The organism is Staphylococcus sp. GDY8P120P, from assembly GCF_017892065.1.
Lineage (GTDB): Bacteria > Bacillota > Bacilli > Staphylococcales > Staphylococcaceae > Staphylococcus > Staphylococcus nepalensis.
Genome location: NZ_JAESKI010000007.1, coordinates 288,522 through 309,398, shown reverse-complemented (window position 1 = coordinate 309,398; position 20,877 = coordinate 288,522). Strand labels below are relative to the sequence as shown.

The following is a 20,877-nucleotide window of genomic DNA, read 5'->3' as shown; positions in this document are numbered from 1 at the left end:
AAAGTTTATATCTAAAAATAAACCACCCGTTATACGGATGGTTTTGATTTTGAAAACAGGTATTTATGTCTCGAGTCCACTCATATTAAGTGAGATTTAATGCACCATCTTCCATATGATATACTTTGTCGCAATATGTTGTGAGACGTTCGTCATGGGTAACCACGATGCATGTTTTATTTTTATCTAGTGTTTGTTCTTTTAAAATTTTCATGACTTCCATAGCATTTTCCGTATCTAGGGAAGCTGTTGGTTCATCAGCTAAAATAATAGAGGGTTTCGTATACAAGGCTTTGGCAATAGCTACACGTTGTTTTTGCCCCCCTGAGATTTCACTTGGAAGTTTATTTTCAATTGCTTCAAGGTTTAATTGTGACATAAGTTGATTATAATCAGTTTGGCTTAACACATCTTTTTTCTGTTTCTCTAATAACTTGAATTGTTGTTTTACGGTTAGAAATGGTACAAGATTAGTTGCTTGAAGTATAAAACCAATTTCTTGCATTCTTGTATTTGCTAACGCTTTTTGAGACATTTGAGAAACTTCACTATTATTAATAATAATGTCACCAGAAGACGGGGTTTGAAGCGCACCGGCCATTGTTAAGAATGTGCTTTTTCCAGAGCCAGAAGGTCCAATAATAGCAATAAGTTCGTTTTTGTTAAATTTTAAAGTGGTAGGTTTAACAGCTTCTATTTTTTGATTTCCATCTTGAAAATACTTTGTAACATTTTTGAATTCTAACATTTCATATACACTCCTACTTTATCCGATTGCTTTCAGTGGATCGACTTTTCTTATTGTTAGTATAGAGAACAGACTACCTATTAATGAAACAACGATAAGTACAACGCCATATATTATTAGCGTCACGGCGCTAAATTTAATTGGTACAGCACTTGGTAAGAAGGCGCCTGTAATTAAGGTTAATATAAGCCCGATAAGCGTACCAATCATAGCAATGATGAATGTTTGTGATAATACTACTTTTGCTAAGTAGCCATTTGTGAACCCTTGTGCTTTTAATACACCAAATAAATTTGTTTTTTGTAATGTAATTACATATAAAAATATGCCAATAACGGTTGCTGAAATAATAAATAAAAATGAAATCATAAAGTTTAAGGTTAAGTTTTGTGCTGTATAACCAGGTAAATTTTCTACAAAGCTTTCAATTCCAATTGCTTCCAAGTTGTTATTTAACGATTGATTATCCCAATTTTTATCTTTAACAACTACTGCATTTGTCGTAGATTTATCCAGGGAAGGATTGATTTTTTGGATTGTATTATTATTTGAAAATAATACTGGAGAAGCATTGTATTTTGCACTTTCACTAAAGCCTACTATTTTTAAGTTTTCATCTGATTGAGATAGAGATAGTTTATCTCCAATTTTAAACCCTTTATCTTTCAATGTTTCATCTGCAATAACTTCATTATCTGAGTTGAATTTTTTCCCTTCAATCATATCCGGTACTAAAAAAGAGTGATCTGTAACACCAAATAATAGTGCATTTTCTTCATTGTTCCCGTTAGAAACAATGACACCAGATTGTTTTAGAGTTGTTTGATTTTTGTATGTATTTTCTATGTCATCTGTATTAAAGAGAGACTGTTCAACGGTCTGGTTTGCATCTTTGTTCAGTACAATTGCATCTGCTTGCCACTTATCAATACCCTCTCTATTCATATTCATTAAGCCACTTGCTAAACCTGAAAGTAAAAAAAGCAAATAACTAATCATTATTAATACACCAATAATTAGACTGAATTTTAATTTGTTTCGTTTGATTTCGTTCCAAGCTAAAAACATAAATAACCTCATTCCATTAAATATTTTAAACACAAATAACCATTATTCTAAAATATCATAAAAACTCAAATACCTATACAAATACAGATGTGAACTGTATAGACGATTTCATATTTAATTCATATCTTACTTAAAATAAACGCTCATGATACTCAGAAAATTATTTCAAAAAACAATCAATTCAATGAGAATAACATCAATTAATGTAGTGAAACAGTCACTTCACATATAATAAGAAAGTCATAGGTTCTACATATTGCAAACAAAGATGACTTCTTAGATGATAAGCATAACATGAATAATTATCGTTAGGATTATATCCATTATAGTTGAAAGTCAATGTAAAAAAGTATATAAATGGATTTTTTTATAGTATTCGTTTTGATAGCAATATTTTTAGGAGGCTTAGTTCGAAGTTATTTTGGATTTGGTGAAGCACTGATTAGTATGCCATTACTTGCGATTATAGGTTTAGACACACATACAGCTATTTCAACCATTGGATTAGCAGGTTTATTCGTAGCTAGTTTAAATATATTTTATGATTTTAAGACGATAAAATATAAAGTTTTATGTAAGATGTTGATAGGAAGTTTACTTGGTATCCCTATAGGCATATGGTGTTTAAGACATTTTGAAGCGGGTAACGTCCAATTTATGCTTGGTATATTTTTAATTTTATATGGTATTTATGCATTGGCACGAACACTTTATTTTAAAAATTATGCTCATATTATATTGAAATCTAAAATTTGGGCATTTATTACTGGGATAGTTTCAGGTATGTTAGGGAGCTTATATAATTCTCATGGCGTACCAGTTGTGATTTATGGAACGATGACGCGGTGGGGTATTAAAGCATTTAAAAGTACAGTGCAAGCACACTTTTTAATAACAGCAATTTTTGTTGTCATCGGTCAAATCACAGGCGGTATATGGACATCACAAACATTGTCACTATTTTTATTATCAATACCTTGTTTAATTATTTCAGTGATGATTGGAAAGTATTTATCTTATGTTACAACGCCGCATAATTTTGAAAAATGGATTTATGTATTTTTAGTATTACTTGGTATACTAATGTTATTTGTCGTTTCATAACTACTATTGTGCAATGTTTAATAATATTTTTAAAGGTCGGAATCATTTTGTCATATCACTATGAATCCGACCTTTTATTTATGATTTATTTTGATGAGCATTAGCATTTATACTTTTATTTAATAATACAAAGAATAAAATAAAAGCAATTGAGATTGTGATATGTCCTAGCCCTGAAATACCAGCAATAGCAGGGCTAACACTGAATCCTTTCATAACTGCAATACCATTAACAAATTGCATAGCAACTGTTACTAAGACGCCTACATGATACACATAGAAAAAATAATTAAAAAGCGTATGGTGCTTAGTTAATTTTAATTGGTTTTCAATAACTAGGAAAATTAAAAACATGATTGTACCTAATACTAGTAAATGTGTATGAGTTACATTTAATTGTGAATAACCACTAAAGTTCTCTGCTTTAGACATTTCTCGATAAAACAAGCCACTTAGCATACCTAATATAGTATATAAAATTGAACTATACATTAATTTTTTCATTTTTATAACCTCCAGATTGTTAATGACTATAATTTAAAGAAAATTTATGAACTGAGTGTGAACAAATTATGAAATTTAATTATCAAAATCATAAATTTACTAAGTAAACAAAATATTAAAAGAAAAAAAGATATGTATTAAAAAGTGAAGTGAATTTTCTTAAAATTTTTAAGATTTAAACTTAATTTTTTTGTATTTACATTGTGCACCGTAGTTTATATAATATCTTCGGTATAAAACAACACTTTTGTTTTGAGGTTAATAGTGTTCATTTATACTGTGAATTACATGTATTTATGTTTATTATTCTTGTGTATTGTGACAGTACAATGGGTTTTGTAGATAACTATCTTTAAATTAATGTGTCGTGAAACTAAGCAACGAAATATTGTAAAGTGCATGTTATTTTATTAAAATTAACTTAACATTTAAAAATAACTTGCATTTATTTATTAGTTAAGTACAATAAAGTTGTGAAAACTTAATATGAGGTGGGAAAAAATGAAAAATGATCAAGGATTTTTACCTAATAGGTTAAATAAGTACGCTATTAGAAAATTTACAGTTGGAACTGCATCATTATTAATCGGGGCAACATTGGTATTCGGCGTTAGTAACGAAGCACAAGCAGATGAATTAGCTATGATTAAAACAGATGAAAAAACTGATAATTCTGATAAAGGGGAAGCGCTGGATGTCGAAGATATTAAAGGCGTGGAAAATAACAATGAAGCAACAAATAGTACTGAAAGCCGAACTACAGATACAGAAGAAAAGTTTGAAAATACAGAGTTAGAACGTAAACAAGATACAACTAGCAATGAAATATCAACTATTGAAACAAAAATGAAGAAAAATCGAATCAAGAAGTAATTGATAATGAAGAAAAACAACCAGCACAAGTAGAAAATGACATAGATGAGGTATCGAAAGAGACAACACATGCTACTGAAACCAAAAATGAAAAAAATTCGAATCAAGAAAAAGTAATCGATAATGAAGAAAAGCAATCAGCACAAGTAGAAAGAGATATAGATGAGACATCGAAAGAAACAACACAAGAAACAACGAATGAAAATGATATAAATAACAACGCATCTCAAAAAGAAACATCTGAAAGCGAAACATCATTTAATAATAACGTTAATAAAAAATCACCATCTGAAAGTCCGAAAAAAGAAATTACAAACAAGACATCGTCTACAGCATCATCTGAAGATAAAGAAGCATCAGCCAAACTAGATTCAAAAGCGCATACTACCGAAAAAACGAAAGACCCCTCTAATAATTCCAAACAAGCTGCTTCACAAGAAAATATAAAGCAAAGTATTGAAAAGTCAAATGCCACAGAAGCAAACGAAGAGAAAATAACGGATAAAAAAGATAATGCACAATCAAAGCTAACAGAAGAATTATCAAAAAATGATAATAAAGAAGCAACGATTAAAAATTATTTAAATAGTCAACTGCCTAATGAAGAAACACAAGCTATTTTAAACGATACAGATATAGACTATAAAAATGCAACAGATGAAGAAATCAATACTGAAATTTTAAAAGCATCTGTTATTCAACTTGCAAATCAGCAAGACAATGTAAAAACATTAGCTACCTCAAAACGTACGAGGTTACGTTCGATGGCTACACCGACTGCATTAAGCGCTGCAGTAGAACAAAATGAAGAAGTTGAAAAATCTTTAGGGTATATGGACAACTATACATTTGCCTCATTAATTTTTGATCCAAAGCATTTAGATTCTCAAGATATGTTAGATAGCAATGTTATCCCGTTCGATATTCATAGTTATATGTCAGGAGCGAATTCTGGCAATCGTTATAAAATAGACTTGAAATTGGATCCAATCATTTCTAAGCATGTTACAAAAATTACTGCTAATCCAAGTGGTAGAAAAAACCCTGTTGAGTTTATAAGATTACATGACGAAAATGGCAAGTTAACTAATACTTGGGGAGTCAATTTTATTAGAGCAAATGGTGGTTTATTTGGAGGAGCAGAGATTTTATCTCAATATACTGCTACAAATGGAAAAATTGAATTAGATGATACAGTAGGAAATATTTTAAATGAAGCCGGAAATTTAGATAATAATAAACTAAATTACCAAATTTTTGTTCGCGATTCAATCAATAATAAAATTGTAAGAACTTCCGAGAGTAGCGGTTATTTATTAACTACAGCTGATGATGATTTAGTTCAATTAGAAAGTAATGTCTCAGATGAAGACAAAAATGTTTTTAAGGCAAGTAGCGGTTCAGCAACATATGATGACGCACCTGGAGAACATGGTAGATTTATAATCGACCAACAAATTATGAAAAATGGTACCTTTACGTACGGTAAAACGAAAAGTAAGCAATGGTCATATAATTATCAGATTGATAAAGACTTATTACCTTACATCGAAAGTGTAGAATTGCATACTTACGACTATAAAGGTTTATCTGGTTTTGATAAGTCTTATCATTCAGAAGATAAAGTAGCAAATATACAACTTGATAGTAACGGTAATGGAATGATAACAAGTGATAATTTAAATAAATTAATTGAGTTTAACAATGGATTACCGGAGACAGTAGGTGTGCGTATTGTTATTAAATTAAATCAAAGTGTAAATAATATATTAACTAAGGATGCACAATATGATGATCAAGGTAACTTAATAAGAGAAACTACAAAACAAAAAGATGATTTTACATTTGCAGGTTATTTAACTGATAGCGATGGACAACTTATTAATCATACATTGGGAACGTCAACATTAGCATTACAAGATTATGATAAAGATGGTCTGTTAGACAGATATGAACGTCAAGTTGCTTTATCAGACCCTGAAAACGAAGACACAGACGGTGATGGTAAAAATGATGGTGATGAAGTTATTAATTATAAAACATCTCCATTAGTAGGGAAACCTCAAGCTGCTGATATTACAAATGAAGACACGGTCGTAACAGGTTCAGTTCCACTAAAAGAAGGCGCTGCAACACAAACAGCTAAAGTGATTAACGAAAACGGGAAAGTAATTGGTAGTGCTACGGTTAACGCCGATGGTAAGTTTAATGTATCAATTCCACAATCACCAGAAGGTACTTATACTATTGCCATTGATTCGCCTAACTATGAAAACGATGAAGTTAACACGTTCAATATTATAGATCTTTCTAAAGTTCCTGTACCGTCAATCAACCCAGTTGATGATAATGATACAGAAATTCACGTCAACGGGACAGCAGGTGCTACTGTTACTGTTCGAGACAATAATAATAATGAAATTGGCTCAGTTCAAATTCCTGACGATGGTTCATCAGCAACTATCACTTTAAACCAACCACTGCCAGCTGGCACAGTTTTAACAGCAATAGCTAGTAAAGACAGCAAAATAAGTGAAAAGTCTGGCCAAATTATAGTAACAGACGAAACCGCGCCAGATGCACCAGTAATAAATCTAGTAGCAAGTAACGATACGCAAGTAACAGGTACAGCAGAACCTAACTCAACAGTGACAATTGGTTTCCCAGGTGGGGGTAAAATTTCAGTGAAAGCTGATAATCAAGGTGATTATACAGCTGATATACCAAGTGGTGTCATTCTTAAGGGCGGAGAAGTGTTCAAAGCAGTTTCAATAGATGAAGCAGGTAATAAATCAATTGTAGCAACAACAACAGTTGCAGATAAAACAGCACCTGATGCACCTACATTAGAAAATGTAACAAGTAATAGTAATCAAGTGACAGGGCAAGCAGAAGCAAACGCAACAGTTAAAGTAATGTTCCCGAGTGGCGCAATTGTTGAAACAATAGCAGACCAAAATGGAGTTTACACAGTAGCTATTCCAGAAAACGAAGGATTGAAAGGGGGAGAAACGATTGAAGCTACAGCAACAGATGTGGCAGGTAATGTTTCAGAATCTGGTAGTACGGATGTGATAGATAAAACAGCACCAGATACACCACAAATAAGTCAAGTAACAAGTGTAAGTACTGAAGTAACAGGTAAAGTAGAAGCAAACGCAACAGTCAAAATAACATTTCCAAGTGGTGCAATTGCTGAAACAATAGCAGATGAAGATGGTAACTTCACAGTAGCTATCCCAGAAAGCGAAAATCTACAAGGCAAAGAAACAATTAGTGCTACAGTAACAGACGAAACAGCGCCTGCACCGCCAATAGTGAATAGCGTGACAAGTGAAGATGCGCAAATCACTGGTGAAGCAGAACCTAATACAACCGTGACAATTAAATTCCCTAACGGTGAAACAGCCACTGGTGAAACTGACGCAGATGGGAAATATGTTGTTACAATACCTAATGAAATAGACTTAAAAGGCGGAGAAGAGTTAGAAGTAACATCCACTGATGACGCTGGTAATGAAACCGATCCAGTGAAAACCATTGTTAAAGATGAAACAGCGCCATACGCGCCTAAGGTAAATAACGTAACAAGTGAAGACAAGACAATCAGTGGAACGGCAGAACCAGGATCAACAGTGACTGTAACATTTCCAGATAATAGCACTGCGACAGGTAGAGCAGACCAAGATGGCAATTATTCAATTGAAATTCCATCAGATATTAACTTAGATGGTGGTGAAGCGTTACAAGTCGTTGCAACAGATAAAAACGATAATATTTCAGCACCGACAATGACAACAGTAGCAGACACAACAGCGCCAGATGCACCAAAGATAAATGAAGTCTCTAGTGAAGATACTCAAATTGCTGGAACTTCAGAACCAAATTCAACAGTGACCGTAACATTCCCTGGAGGTGCTACAGTCGATGTAGAAACTGACGAACAAGGTAACTTTATAGTTGATATACCAGAAAATATGGACTTGACAGGTGGAGAAGAAATTCAAGCCAGTGCCCAAGATAAATCCGATAATAAATCAACTCAAGCATCAACAACGGTTGTGGATGCGACAGCACCAGAGGCACCAACGGTGAACGAAGTAACAAGTGAAGACAAGACAATTAGAGGAACAGCAGAACCAGGTTCAACGGTAACTATAACCTTCCCAGACGGTAAGACTGCAGATGGAAAAGCTAATGCGCAAAGTGAGTATTCAATTGCTATACCGGAAAATGTGAAATTAACAGGTGGAGAAGAATTATTAGTAGCTGCTATGGATAGTAATGGAAATATCTCAGATTCTGTCACAACAACAGTTACTGATACGACAGCGCCAGAGGCACCAACGTTGGACGAAGTAACAAGTGACGACACAACGGTGAGCGGAACATCTGAACCAGGATCAACGGTAACAGTGATGTTCCCAGACGGAACAACAGCAACAGGTACAGCTGATGAAGAAGGCAACTACACGATTGAAATTCCATCTAATGTAGACTTAAATGGTGGAGAGGATATCATAGTTACTGCGAAAGATAAAGCGGGTAACCCATCAGATTCTGTCACAACAACAGTTACTGATACGACAGAACCAGAGGCACCAACGGTGAATGAAGTAACAAGTGAAGACACAACGGTAAGCGGAACATCTGAACCAGGATCAACGGTAACAGTGATGTTCCCAGACGGAACAACAGCAACAGGTACAGCTGATGAAGAAGGCAACTACACGATTGAAATTCCATCTAATGTAGACTTAAATGGTGGAGAGGATATCATAGTTACTGCGAAAGATAAAGCGGGTAACCCATCAGAGTCAGCGACAACAACGGTTACTGATACGACAGCACCAGAGGCACCAACGGTGAATGAAGTAACAAGTGAAGGCACAACGGTAAGCGGAACATCTGAACCAGAATCAACGGTAACAGTGATGTTCCCAGGCGGAACAACAGCAACAGGTACAGCTGATGAAGAAGGCAACTACACGATTGAAATTCCAACAGATATTAACTTAGATGGTGGAGAAAACATCATAGTTACTGCGAAAGATAAAGCGGGTAACCCATCAGAGTCAGCGACAACAACGGTTACTGATACGACAGCACCAGAGGCACCAACGGTGAATGAAGTAACAAGTGAAGACAAGACAATCAGAGGAACAGCAGAAGCAGGATCAACAGTAACAGTAACCTTCCCAGATGGCACAACAGTGACTGATACAGCTGATGAAGAAGGTAATTATACGATTGAAATTCCAACTAATGTAGACTTAAATGGTGGAGAGGATATCATAGTTACTGCGAAAGATAAAGCGGGTAACCCATCAGAGTCAGCGACAACAACGGTTACTGATACGACAGCACCAGAGGCACCAACGGTGAATGAAGTAACAAGTGAAGACAAGACAATCAGAGGAACAGCAGAAGCAGGATCAACAGTAACAGTAACCTTTCCAGATGGCACAACAGTGACTGATACAGCTGATGAAGAAGGTAATTATACGATTGAAATTCCAACAAATATTAACTTAAATGGTGGAGAAAACATCATAGTTAAAGCTACAGATCAAAGTGGAAATACTTCTGAAAACACAAATACAGTTGTGCCAGGCGCAGATAAAGTACCAGGTACAGGAGAAGCGCAAGATACAGATGAAACATCAGATAAAGGTGAAGCAACAAGTACAAATGAAGGAGCGATTCCAGAAGAAAAACAAAATACAAGTGAAACATCAGGCGTAAATCAATCTTCAAATACGGGGCAAACTTCTAAGGTAGATCAAAACAGTAATGCGGAATATAATAATTCAGGAAGTGCGACTAGCAATTCTAATAAAAAAGAAAAAGATAACGTAGCTAATAAAAATAATATTAATAAATCCGAATTACCTAAAACAGGGGAGCATGAAGAAAACAATGCTACTCTATTCGGTTCATTATTTGCTGGTATGGGCGCATTATTATTATTTATTAAGCGTCGTAGAAAAAAAGAAGAAGATAAATAACATCAGTTTACAAACAGAAAATTAATATAAGTATGAGTGAGGCCGAGACATAAAAAAATAATGTTTCGGCCTCAAATTTATTATACCCAATAGCTAATTAATGTTATTTTTTTAATAAACTAATAAACTGAGTTAAATTAAATAAATATGTTTATAAATTGTGATTGATGTGTATAAATTTAATAGACTTTATAAAAATAAAATGGGGTTAATATATGTTTGTTATTATTCAATATAGCAAGGGTAATATACTTTTTTATTTACGCAATAGGAAACAAGGACCTATAAATTCAAGAGTAGTAACAATTTCAAAAAAGAATTATAAACAGAGTCTTTTAAGAAATATTTATAATTTACTTTCTCAAACGAATAATAAAGTTAAAGATTTAGATTTTCTATTACTTGAAATGAATGATTTTAAGTCATTAGAAGTGGATGCAGTTTGTGAAGTGAGTAGGTACCTTAAAATGCAACTTCATAAAAATATTATCGTAACTAATAATATAGAAACATTTAAGTATAAGGAGTATTTAAAAAGGAAAGAAAGATAATTAAAGTAATTTGATTTTTACATTATAATCATAAATTATAATCATAAATTTATTTGACTTAGTATAGTAGCCGAATAGTAAATTTTATTCCACTAAGTCTTTATAAAATAGTTGTCCATATAATAGCGTGACTATGAAACCAAAGGGTAGTGATTGGTTCCAATAGTCATATATTTTAGGTATATATTACACATTAATCTAATGTGGTTTCATAGTAATCTTCGCCAAGCATATTTTTAGCGACATAGGTAGATGGGTCTAAATGACGTGTGATAAATTGTGCGACTTCACCTTGTTGGATGTTATACATAAACTCAATTTCTTTTGAAAACAATCTATGCTGTGCTTTTAAATACAACCCTAAGTCTGGTAGGGGTTTTGGTGCTGATTTATCATTGTTGTTTAATGTTTCGATTGCACTAATATACACATTTAAATCTCTGCCGCCTACAATTTTAGTGCCTTGATTATCACTATTTACTATTACAATAGTAGGGAAACCTCTAACACCTAATTGTCTTACTAAGTCAAAATCATCTTGAAGTAGTTCTTGACCTTTTTTACTATTTGCTAAATCTAAAATAGTTGCAGTGTTTATCGTTTCGTTATTTTTATATAAATCCTGTACAATCGATTTAAGTACTTTAGGATTCGAAATATTTTGATTGAATACAAATACTGCTTCCCTGACGAGTCTAATGAATTCAATAGCGGTAGTAGGTGAATCTATTTGCTGGATTGCTTTATATAAACGTGATGCTGGGTATGAAGATTGCACAGGGTCGATTTCCATAATGGTACCATCGATAGGCATACGTGAATACTTTCCTACCTCTTGCCAGTGTGGTGTTACATCGGCAGGTTTATAAATGCCATTAGCTGGGTCGATTGGCCCATCTCCCCATTCCTCTAATAGACCCCCCATTACCATTTGGAAATTAAATAAATGCCCATATTGTACTAAAAGTTTATTTAAAGTAGGTTCGAATGCCCAACAGTGTGAACACATAGGGTCAGTTACGTAATATAAAGTTAAGTTAGGGCTATCTATGTTTAGGTTAATTGCTTCTATTTCACTTTCCTCGTTAGGTTTACAAACGCCTGAATAGATATCACATACCATATTGTTAACCATATTTTTATCCTCCTAAGTTTGATTAAATTGATATACACTTATAATAAGTAGTAATATGAATAATAAGTACCAACAGATTGTAATAAATGTTGAATATCCAACATTTATAAATTAATGTTGGGAGAAAATGAGGGAGTCGAATGCTACAATCAAAATCAGACTTGCGAGTTATTAAAACTAGAAAATCTATTATGCAAGCTTTTATTAAGCTTTCAGATGAAAAAGATTTTAAAAACATAACCATAAAAGATATTACCCAAGAGGCGCTTATCAATAGAGCCACTTTCTATTATCATTTTAGTGACATCTATGATTTATTGGATAAAGCGCTTTCTGAAGAGCTATTAATTAATTTAAATTACGAATATTTTGAACAGTGTCAATTGGACGAAACAACCATTGCTAATATTTTTAAAGCGGTAGCAGAATTCCAATTGTCTTTAAATAGGAAGTGTCACAGAAGTTATCCGGAAACGATAAGTAATATTGTTCAAGCGCATATGGAGAGTATACTTTATAAATTATTGATTGACATTCATTTTGAGGATGATAGTACGCGTCAATTAGCAGCAAGTATGTTAAGTGCGAGTATCTACAGCGCTTCTGAAAAATGGTGTCAAAACTTTAGTGATATTTCTGCTGAAACTTATATTAAACGTGTCACACCTTATATTATTTCTGGTTTTGTATCTTGTGAAGCAACTAAAAATTGAATTGAAATGGGGTTTTTAAAATGGGGATCATTATGATTATATTGCAAATTATATTAGGTATATTTTTTATCATGACAGGTTCTAAAATATTGTCTGGCGCAATGAAAAAAGATTTTGCCCGTCTCGGCTACCCACCTATCTTTAACCAAATTACAGGTATATTCGAATTTGTAGGCGGTCTTGGTATGCTTATAGGCGTTTTATATAACGTGATTGCACTACTATCTAGTGTATTACTAGGTGTGACTATGTTTGTTGGGGCCTTATCGCTGATTTTCTTAGGTAAAGACCCAATTAAAAAAGCAATCCCAGCCATCATATTATTTTTATTAAATTTTGGTATGTTTATCTATTATATTTAGATACGTTATTATTTTTAATATTAAAGCCCCCAGTTAACTTATTTTAAGCTGGGGGTTATTTGTAGTTGATTAAGCTAGACCTTGAATTTTTAATACAATTTCTGCTACGAGCGCAGAACCGATATATGTACTGAGCAAAATAACAATACCAATAACAATGGTTTTCCACCCTAACTTGGCGAAGTCAGCCCAGGAATTCCCTATTGAAACGCCTGCATAGGCAACAACTGGCGTGGCTAATGACAGCAAATCTACTTGTTCAGTCCATTCAACGATGTGAGAAGATCCAGGAACCCCAGGTATAGTAATGATTAAACCTATTATACCAATATAAGCAATACTTGGTATGTTTAAAGGCACGATATCACGTAAAACCAATCCTAATAAGGCGACACCCATTAATGCAAGGATGCCGGGTAATGCCTCCAAAGGCATGACATTATACCCAATCCAATTACTAAAAATTGAAATAATTCCTACTATACATAAGGTGAGAATCCAATTTATAACTTTTGAAGACATCACAGTCACTCCTTATCTTTTGTGAATTTTGATTTAACATGCATAATCAAGCTATAATATTTTCGGGTTAAAGGTAGAGCAATTAAAATACCAATATAAAGTCCCGTCACTGACGTCAGAAGATTACTTACGCCAGAAAATGCGGTAATTGTGTTAGCTTGGTCAGGATACATTTCGACTAAAGGCCCCAGAGCAGCTGCAGTCATTACGCCACTTCCTACTCCTGTAGCCATGGCAAAAGCAATCGGACTAAATGGTAAAATGGAAATCAAAATACCAGAAAAGATACTAAAAAATATCGCCCCAAAAATGGTTCCAAATATGTACATAGACATCACGCCTCGCCACTCTGGGGAAGAGATACCATATTTTTCGGTAATCAGCGCTAAATTGGGTTCTCTACCTATTGAATGAGTCATCCCTATAGACTCACGTCGTAAACCTAATAATATAGCTAATGGTAATGAAATGATAATCGTAGCTAAATTGCCAGCTTCCTGTAATATTAAAGCAGGCCCAGCTGCAATGATTTTAGGTAATGCGGGCCCTGCTTCTACACCAAATTTTGCTATGAGTAGTGCTACTGAAATAAATACCATTGGTTCGGAATTTTTAGCTTGTTTTTTACCGATGATGGGCGTGAAATAAACCCCTAATCCGAGTAACACTGCATAAACAACTGGCAACAAAAGGATTGAAGTTATGCCTAAAGGTATTTTATGCGCACCAATGACTTCGGAAATAATCATAATAATTAATACAATGCCATGTAATCTCCAATCTTTCCAAAGTGTATTTTGTTGTTTCATATCAATCCCTCCTAGTTAAAATATTCCGAAAATTCTAAATACGAATAAAATCTATTCTATACTTAATATTTCAAAATGAAAAGGGTATCAATATGATTTATAAATTTTAGAAATTTGGTAAGTGTAAATATGGAATTTAAGCGTATAATGGACTCACTACAATCGAAAGGTGTGGAGAAGATGCAACATGCTTATCGGCAACTTTTATTAGGGGTGATTTGTTTATTTATAGTAATGGCGATTGGACGTTTTGCATATACACCTATTTTGCCATTTATGCAGCAAACAAGAGGTTTAGATGACCGAAGTGCTGGTTTACTAGCTACGATTAATTATCTAGGTTATTTGATAGGCGCCATTGTTCCTATATGGATTGTTATGTTTAGTAAGGTTACGGATTTGAAAATTTATTTATTTATAAATATTATTTCGACTTTAATGAGGGGACTTTCTGATAATTTTCTACTATGGTGTATTGTGCGTTTGGTTTCTGGAATAACAAGCGGTACAGTTTTTGTTTTAGCATCGAATGTAACGCTTGAAGCTTTAAGAATAGCGAAAAAAGATGGCATCTCAGGTCTGTTATATAGTGGCGTAGGTTTAGGTATTTTTACAAGTAGTATCTTTATTTTCTTATTTACTACAGCGAGCACATGGAAACTTACTTGGATATCACTAGGCATTTTTTCTTTAATGATAGGGATTTTTGTTATATTTGGTATGCGCGAAAATCACAATATCGAAAATAAAAATTTCAAATCAAAAAATATTGAATATACCGAAACAATTAAAGTGAAGAAAAAATTTATTTGGGGGTTTTCAATCGCCTATTTTTGTGAAGGCGCTGGTTATATTATTACAGGGACATTCTTAGTAGCCATCGTTAAATCAATACCTGGATTAACCGATTACGCAGCGTTAAGTTGGATGTTTGTAGGTTTAGGTGCTGTGCCTTCTACGATTTTATGGTCTATGATGGCAAATAAGGTAGGGCATGCGAAAGCAATATATTTTGCATTTGTACTACAAATCATTGCTGTGATACTACCTGTTTTTTCAGGGCATGTAGTGAGCTTAATAATTAGTTCTCTGTTCTTTGGAGCAACATTCCTTGGGTTAACAACATTATTCATGTCTAAAGCACAAACACTTATGTTTCAAGGTAATCATAAAGTGAACTTGGTAGCTTTATTAACAATGATTTACAGTTTAGGACAATTGATTGCGCCAGCACTTTCAGGTATATTAATTGGTGAATCAGGGGATTACAATGCATCGCTAATTTTTGCTGCCTTCATATTATGTGTAGGTTTGTTAAGTAGTATATATAGCTATCAGGGGAACAATGGAAGTTAAATCATTCTGTTGTTTCCAAGTAATTTATTGAAAAAGTTAGAGTGATATATTAGCCTGTTTTAATTTTACTTATAATTTTTGGAACATTATCAAATTTCAAACGAGATAGAATATTATTTTATGTCAAATATGGTTTATGAATGATAACAGAGTTTCTTATCTTATTGTAATATATTGCTAGTGCGATTTGTCTGGATAGGCTTTTCATTAGATATCTTCCTTTTGTGTAAGTTGACATTTTGTGGTAATATCGTCATGGATAAAAATTCGAGATATTAATAGATAAGAAGGTTTAAATATATATGAAAGAAAATTTTTGGCGTGAATTGCCGCGTCCATTTTTTGTTTTAGCACCGATGGAAGATGTTACAGATGTTGTCTTTCGTCATGTTGTTAGTGAAGCGGGCAGACCTGATGTATTCTTCACTGAGTTTACAAATACAGAAAGCTTTTGCCACCCTGAAGGTGTACACAGTGTGCGCGGGCGCTTAACATTTACTGAAGACGAACAACCTATTGTTGCTCATATTTGGGGAGATAAGCCAGATCACTTCCGTGAAATGAGTATCGCGATGGCAGAGATGGGCTTTAAAGGAATAGACTTAAATATGGGGTGTCCAGTGGCGAACGTTGCAACAAAAGGTAAAGGTTCAGGTCTAATTCAGCGACCTGAAATCGCAGCTGAAATTATTCAAGCAGCTAAAGCGGGTGGACTGCCAGTGAGTGTTAAAACGCGACTTGGCTATTCTGAAATTGATGAGTGGAGAGCGTGGTTGAAGCATATTTTCGAGCAAGATATTGCAAACCTGTCCATTCATCTTCGCACGCGTAAAGAGATGAGTAAAGTGGATGCACACTGGGAACTAATTGGAGAGATTAAAAAGCTGCGTGATGAAATAGCCCCGGAAACTTTGTTAACGATTAATGGAGATATCCCAGACAGAAAAACAGGACTTGAACTAGCTGAGAAGTATGGCATTGATGGTGTCATGATTGGTCGAGGTATTTTTCATAATCCATATGCGTTCGAAAAAGAACCAAGAGAACATTCCAGCAAAGAACTTTTAGACTTGTTGAGATTACATCTTGAACTATTTGACAAATATTCAAAAGAAGAATCACGTTTGTTTAAACCATTACGTAGATTCTTTAAAATTTACGTACGGGGCATTAGAGGCGCGAGTGAATTAAGACATCAATTGATGAGCACGAATACGACAGACGAGGCTCGCGCGCTACTCGATAAATTTGAAGCGCAAATGAAACAGACCAGTTAATTTAAGCGTTTAAAACGAAAGTACTGAAACAATAAGGAAACTGAGATTAAGTGATGAACACATATACCTTAACCATAAACTGGATATAAGCAATTGACGTCTAGTATAAAAATTGTATTAAGCTTTTATAACCTTTTTAGGTATCTTTGATAGGGAGCAAGATAAGGAGACCATTTAAAAATGTGATTTCTCTCTTGCTCTCTATTTTTGTCTAATGGTAAGTGAAATAATGAATGCAATTATCATAAAACTCGTAATCATTATTACAACGCCGGGCCATTGTAAGAGGCTGTAAAAATAACCTGCTAATGTGCCACCTACAGAAGACCCCATATAATAAAATAATAAATACAAACTAGAAGCTTGTGCTTTATGATGTTCAGCTCTTCCGGCAACAACAGCACTTGCGATAGCATGACCGCTAAAAAACGCGTATACACTAAATGCGAGACCAAGTATTTTGAATGACAATGGTGGTAATAATGTAATACATATACCAACTATTAATAACAAAATGCTAAATTTCAAAGCGTTTAAAGTGCCTAACTTTGAGCGAAGTTTTGCATTAAGTATGGAAGAAATCATACCTATTAAAAAGAGTAAATAAATAAAACTAATAAGACTATCATGTAATCGATATGGTTCATCTGCTAAAACAAAGCCAATATAATTGAACGCTGCAATATTACATCCTAATAATAAAAAGCCGACCATAAAAGGTTTTAATAGTCTGACATTTTTCAAATGTTGGGCATAGCTTATTAATAATGCTTTTACTGAAAATCGTTGTTTTTCAAAATGCTGTGAGTTTGGTAGTAAAAAAGTAAATACAATAGCAGCAATGACACTAATTATGCCGATAGTGATTAAACCAACTTGATAACCGTAAATACTAGAGATAAATCCTGTGAAAATACGACCAAAAGCGCCTCCGAATGCGTTGCCACTTATATAAATGCCCATCGCTTCAGGTAAATTGTGAGGTGAGATTTCTTCACCAATATAAGCCATAGCTATAGAAGGTAGTCCTGCTAAACATATACCTTGTATCAGCCGTACAATTAAAAAAGTATTGAAATCTGCCAAAAAAGGTTGAATTAAAGCGAGTATGGACACAGAAAGCACTGAAAAAATCATAATAGGTTTTCGTCCAAGAACTTCCGAAATAGCGCCAAAAAACAACATTCCAAACGCAAGGGTTAATGTTGCAGAGGATAAAGCTAAGCTAGCCATAGTTTCGCTTACATTAAAAGATTTTGTAAAATGGGGTATTAAGGGTTGGACGCTATAAAGTATAGAAAATATTGTAAACCCAGAGATAAAAAGCGCAACGATTATTTTAATATAAGTTTTTGACCCTTTTGTTACATAATTATTTGGTAAACCATCCATATTGCATACCCCACTTTTATTTAATAATTCCATATTAGCATGTAATGCACCATATCAAAAAAACACTGTTTTTAAATTTAAAAGCAATTATAAAAGATGATTTGTAATAATTTAGAAAAATAACAAAAATAATTTACAAAAAATAAGTAAAAAGTAAACTGTTGTACTTGTTCGAAAGTAACTGTACTAACTAAAGATTGTGCTTAACTTAAATTTGCGAAAGCGCTATCTATTGTTATATAAGGAATTTTCAAAAAATTTACATCACATCTCAAATAAATTACTAGAAAATTAAAAAACAGTTTCTACTATTCTCTTTATACAGATTCTTTGGTACGATGATGTAAGTAAAATTTTTGGGAGGATTTATTAATTATGAAAAAAATGGTTACAGCCACAATTGCTACGTTATCTTTAGGAGCAATTGGCGTTGCACAAGGAGAAGCACAGGCTTCAGAAAACAATCAATCTAACGCACAATATACAAGTAATCAATCTTATAATGATATTTTTAATTACGGTTATATTGATCAAGATGATAATGGGAACTATCATCACACATTAGATGGTAACTGGGACCAATCTATGTTTGATCAACAGCAATATTACTTTTATTTAATCGATAATGAAGGACAATATCACTATTATTATTTCCCAATGAACGATCAAGGTTCTAATGTTACAAATACTAATGATGTAAATGTTTCAGATGATAATAATTACACTGGCAATCAAAGCCACTCAGAAGTTCAATCTGAAGGTTATGACATAAATGAAGCGCCAGAAAATAACGAAATTGCCAACGATGAAAGAACGAATCAAACTGCTCAAGCAACTCAAAATAATTCAAATGACAGTGTAGATAATACACAAAATCATACATCAGCAGACAATTATGAAAGCAGCTATACACAAAATAATGGTCATAATGATGTGAAACAAAATGCTACATCAAGTAATGATGTTACACCGCAACAACAAGCTGCACCGCAACAACAAGAACAAGCTGCACCGCAACAAAACACATCACAACAACAAGATTCATCGCAACAAAGCACTACAAACGCACCACAACAAAACACTACAAGTCAATCAACGACTTCTAACAGTACGAGCAATAACGAGATGCACTCAGCAAATTGGTTAACTAAGCATCGCCAATTACAACCATACGGTAGCTATCATGGCGGAGGCGCACACTACGGTGTTGACTATGCTATGTCTGAAAATACACCCGTTTATTCATTGGCTGATGGCACTGTAATCCAAAGTGGTTGGAGTAACTATGGTGGTGGTAACCAAGTTACAATCCAAGAGAAAAACAGTGATAACTATCAATGGTATATGCACATGAATTCCTTAAATGTTCAAAAAGGGCAACAGGTGAAAGAAGGACAACAAATTGGCCTTTCAGGTAGCACAGGTAATTCTACTGCACCTCACCTACACTTCCAACGTATGCAAGGTGGCGTCGGTAACGAGTATTCAGTTGACCCAACATCATACGTAAATTCAAAATCATAATATATGACATATCAGTCGCCTTTGAATATCTTTAAAAGGATATCAGAGGCGATTTTTATTAACTATGTTTAGCTTAAAGCAATATGTAATGGCTTCAAATATGACTTAGATTATTTGAATTATGATCAATGACATATCATAATTACACTAAAGTCTAATTGAAAGGGAAGATGATATGTTTACAATATATGGCCATAGAGGCTTACCAAGTAAAGCTCCCGAAAATACGTTAGCAGCATTTGAAGCAGCAGCAAAGGTGTCTGGGCTCAAGTGGGTTGAACTAGATGTTGCTATAACAAAAGATGAAAAGCTCATTATTATTCACGATGATTTTTTAGATAGAACAACGGATATGATTGGTGAAGTCACGCACATGTACTATGATGAAGTCAAACAAGCCTCTGCAGGAAACTGGTTCCATTCGCAATATAAGAATGAAAGATTACCAACTTTCGATGAAATCATTACATTTGCTAATAACCATAAAATGAATTTGAATATTGAATTGAAAGGTGTAACAGGTGACAACGGCAGCGATTTGTCTGAAAGTATGATTAGACAAGTTACTGAAAAATTAAAAAAGCTAAACTCTGATTCAGATGTTCTGTTATCAAGTTTTAATCTTGTTTTAGTAAAATTAGCACAGCAATTCATGCCCCAATATAAACGTGCGGTTATTTTTAAAGCTGCAGCATTTACTGGAGATTGGAGAACGCTTTTAAATTATTGCGGGTCAAATATTGTAAATATAGAAGATGCAAAGCTTACAAAAAATCGTGTACGTTCAATTAAAAATGCTGGTTATGAATTAAATGTATGGACAGTAAATAACAAGATGAGGGCTAATCAATTGTCTAATTGGGGCGTAGACGGGATTTTCACAGATAAAGCGGATGAATTAGTACATTTAAATAGTTAATTCATCGACATA

18 protein-coding genes are annotated in these 20,877 nt (G+C 33.7%); 10 read left to right on the top strand and 8 right to left on the bottom strand.

The features are described from left to right. Positions 1-85: 85 nt before the first annotated feature. Positions 86-748 (bottom strand): ABC transporter ATP-binding protein, encoded by a 663-nt coding sequence (locus KA900_RS05950; protein WP_096808201.1) that lies wholly within the window; start codon positions 746-748, stop codon positions 86-88. An 18-nt stretch (positions 749-766) separates the two neighbouring features. Further along, positions 767-1,816, bottom strand: coding sequence for an ABC transporter permease (locus KA900_RS05945; RefSeq protein ID WP_096808202.1), 1,050 nt, complete (start codon positions 1,814-1,816; stop codon positions 767-769). A 357-nt stretch (positions 1,817-2,173) separates the two neighbouring features. On the opposite strand from KA900_RS05945, the gene KA900_RS05940 reads away from it, so the two are divergent. Continuing rightward, entirely contained in the window at positions 2,174-2,920 is a 747-nt protein-coding gene (locus tag KA900_RS05940) for a sulfite exporter TauE/SafE family protein (RefSeq protein WP_096808203.1), read from the top strand. Positions 2,921-2,998: 78 nt separating this feature from the next. Here KA900_RS05940 and KA900_RS05935 read toward each other — a convergent pair whose 3' ends face one another. Then, on the bottom strand, positions 2,999-3,424 hold the full coding sequence (locus tag KA900_RS05935) for a DUF2871 domain-containing protein (protein WP_096808204.1): 426 nt from the start codon (positions 3,422-3,424) through the stop codon (positions 2,999-3,001). Positions 3,425-3,925: 501 nt separating this feature from the next. Here KA900_RS05935 and KA900_RS14985 point away from each other — a divergent pair. Further along, a complete protein-coding gene (locus tag KA900_RS14985) occupies positions 3,926-4,297 on the top strand; it encodes a YSIRK-type signal peptide-containing protein (protein WP_210139371.1) in 372 nt (123 codons plus the stop codon). A gap of 226 nt (positions 4,298-4,523) precedes the next feature. On the opposite strand, the gene KA900_RS05925 is transcribed toward KA900_RS14985, so the two are convergent. Beyond that, positions 4,524-4,718 (bottom strand): hypothetical protein, encoded by a 195-nt coding sequence (locus KA900_RS05925; protein WP_210139370.1) that lies wholly within the window; start codon positions 4,716-4,718, stop codon positions 4,524-4,526. Between the two features lie 343 nt (positions 4,719-5,061). On the opposite strand from KA900_RS05925, the gene KA900_RS05920 reads away from it, so the two are divergent. Continuing rightward, positions 5,062-10,305 carry an Ig-like domain-containing protein gene (locus tag KA900_RS05920; RefSeq protein ID WP_210139369.1) on the top strand — a complete coding sequence of 1,748 codons (5,244 nt, stop codon included), beginning with the start codon at positions 5,062-5,064 and terminating at the stop codon, positions 10,303-10,305. 215 nt (positions 10,306-10,520) lie between these two features. Continuing rightward, positions 10,521-10,856 (top strand): hypothetical protein, encoded by a 336-nt coding sequence (locus tag KA900_RS05915; protein ID WP_096808206.1) that lies wholly within the window; start codon positions 10,521-10,523, stop codon positions 10,854-10,856. Between the two features lie 193 nt (positions 10,857-11,049). Here KA900_RS05915 and KA900_RS05910 read toward each other — a convergent pair whose 3' ends face one another. Beyond that, on the bottom strand, positions 11,050-11,991 hold the full coding sequence (locus KA900_RS05910) for a DsbA family protein (protein ID WP_096808207.1): 942 nt from the start codon (positions 11,989-11,991) through the stop codon (positions 11,050-11,052). Positions 11,992-12,131: 140 nt separating this feature from the next. On the opposite strand from KA900_RS05910, the gene KA900_RS05905 reads away from it, so the two are divergent. Together KA900_RS05905 and KA900_RS05900 are read left to right on the top strand one after the other, a co-directional pair. Beyond that, complete coding sequence (locus KA900_RS05905) at positions 12,132-12,704, top strand: TetR/AcrR family transcriptional regulator (RefSeq protein WP_096808208.1); 573 nt, start codon at positions 12,132-12,134, stop codon at positions 12,702-12,704. Positions 12,705-12,724: 20 nt separating this feature from the next. Next, the gene (locus KA900_RS05900; RefSeq protein WP_096808209.1) at positions 12,725-13,066 is read left to right on the top strand and encodes a DoxX family protein; all 342 of its coding nucleotides are present in this window, start codon (positions 12,725-12,727) and stop codon (positions 13,064-13,066) included. A gap of 69 nt (positions 13,067-13,135) precedes the next feature. Here KA900_RS05900 and KA900_RS05895 read toward each other — a convergent pair whose 3' ends face one another. Next, positions 13,136-13,588 (bottom strand): hypothetical protein, encoded by a 453-nt coding sequence (locus KA900_RS05895; protein ID WP_108909124.1) that lies wholly within the window; start codon positions 13,586-13,588, stop codon positions 13,136-13,138. A gap of 5 nt (positions 13,589-13,593) precedes the next feature. After that, positions 13,594-14,397: a DUF3100 domain-containing protein gene (locus KA900_RS05890; RefSeq protein WP_096808211.1), complete on the bottom strand. Its 804-nt coding sequence runs from the start codon at positions 14,395-14,397 to the stop codon at positions 13,594-13,596. Between the two features lie 180 nt (positions 14,398-14,577). Between KA900_RS05890 and KA900_RS05885 the strand changes: the two genes are divergently transcribed. Further along, positions 14,578-15,753 carry a YbfB/YjiJ family MFS transporter gene (locus KA900_RS05885; RefSeq protein WP_210139368.1) on the top strand — a complete coding sequence of 392 codons (1,176 nt, stop codon included), beginning with the start codon at positions 14,578-14,580 and terminating at the stop codon, positions 15,751-15,753. Between the two features lie 302 nt (positions 15,754-16,055). Continuing rightward, complete coding sequence (locus tag KA900_RS05880) at positions 16,056-17,030, top strand: tRNA dihydrouridine synthase (protein WP_210139367.1); 975 nt, start codon at positions 16,056-16,058, stop codon at positions 17,028-17,030. A gap of 201 nt (positions 17,031-17,231) precedes the next feature. Here the strand turns inward: KA900_RS05880 and KA900_RS05875 are convergent, their stop codons facing one another. Next, positions 17,232-18,422 (bottom strand): MFS transporter, encoded by a 1,191-nt coding sequence (locus tag KA900_RS05875; protein ID WP_210139366.1) that lies wholly within the window; start codon positions 18,420-18,422, stop codon positions 17,232-17,234. A 375-nt stretch (positions 18,423-18,797) separates the two neighbouring features. On the opposite strand from KA900_RS05875, the gene KA900_RS05870 reads away from it, so the two are divergent. Continuing rightward, on the top strand, positions 18,798-19,946 hold the full coding sequence (locus tag KA900_RS05870; protein WP_210139365.1) for a M23 family metallopeptidase: 1,149 nt from the start codon (positions 18,798-18,800) through the stop codon (positions 19,944-19,946). 175 nt (positions 19,947-20,121) lie between these two features. Beyond that, positions 20,122-20,865 (top strand): glycerophosphodiester phosphodiesterase family protein, encoded by a 744-nt coding sequence (locus KA900_RS05865; protein ID WP_096808215.1) that lies wholly within the window; start codon positions 20,122-20,124, stop codon positions 20,863-20,865. Positions 20,866-20,877: the final 12 nt, after the last annotated feature.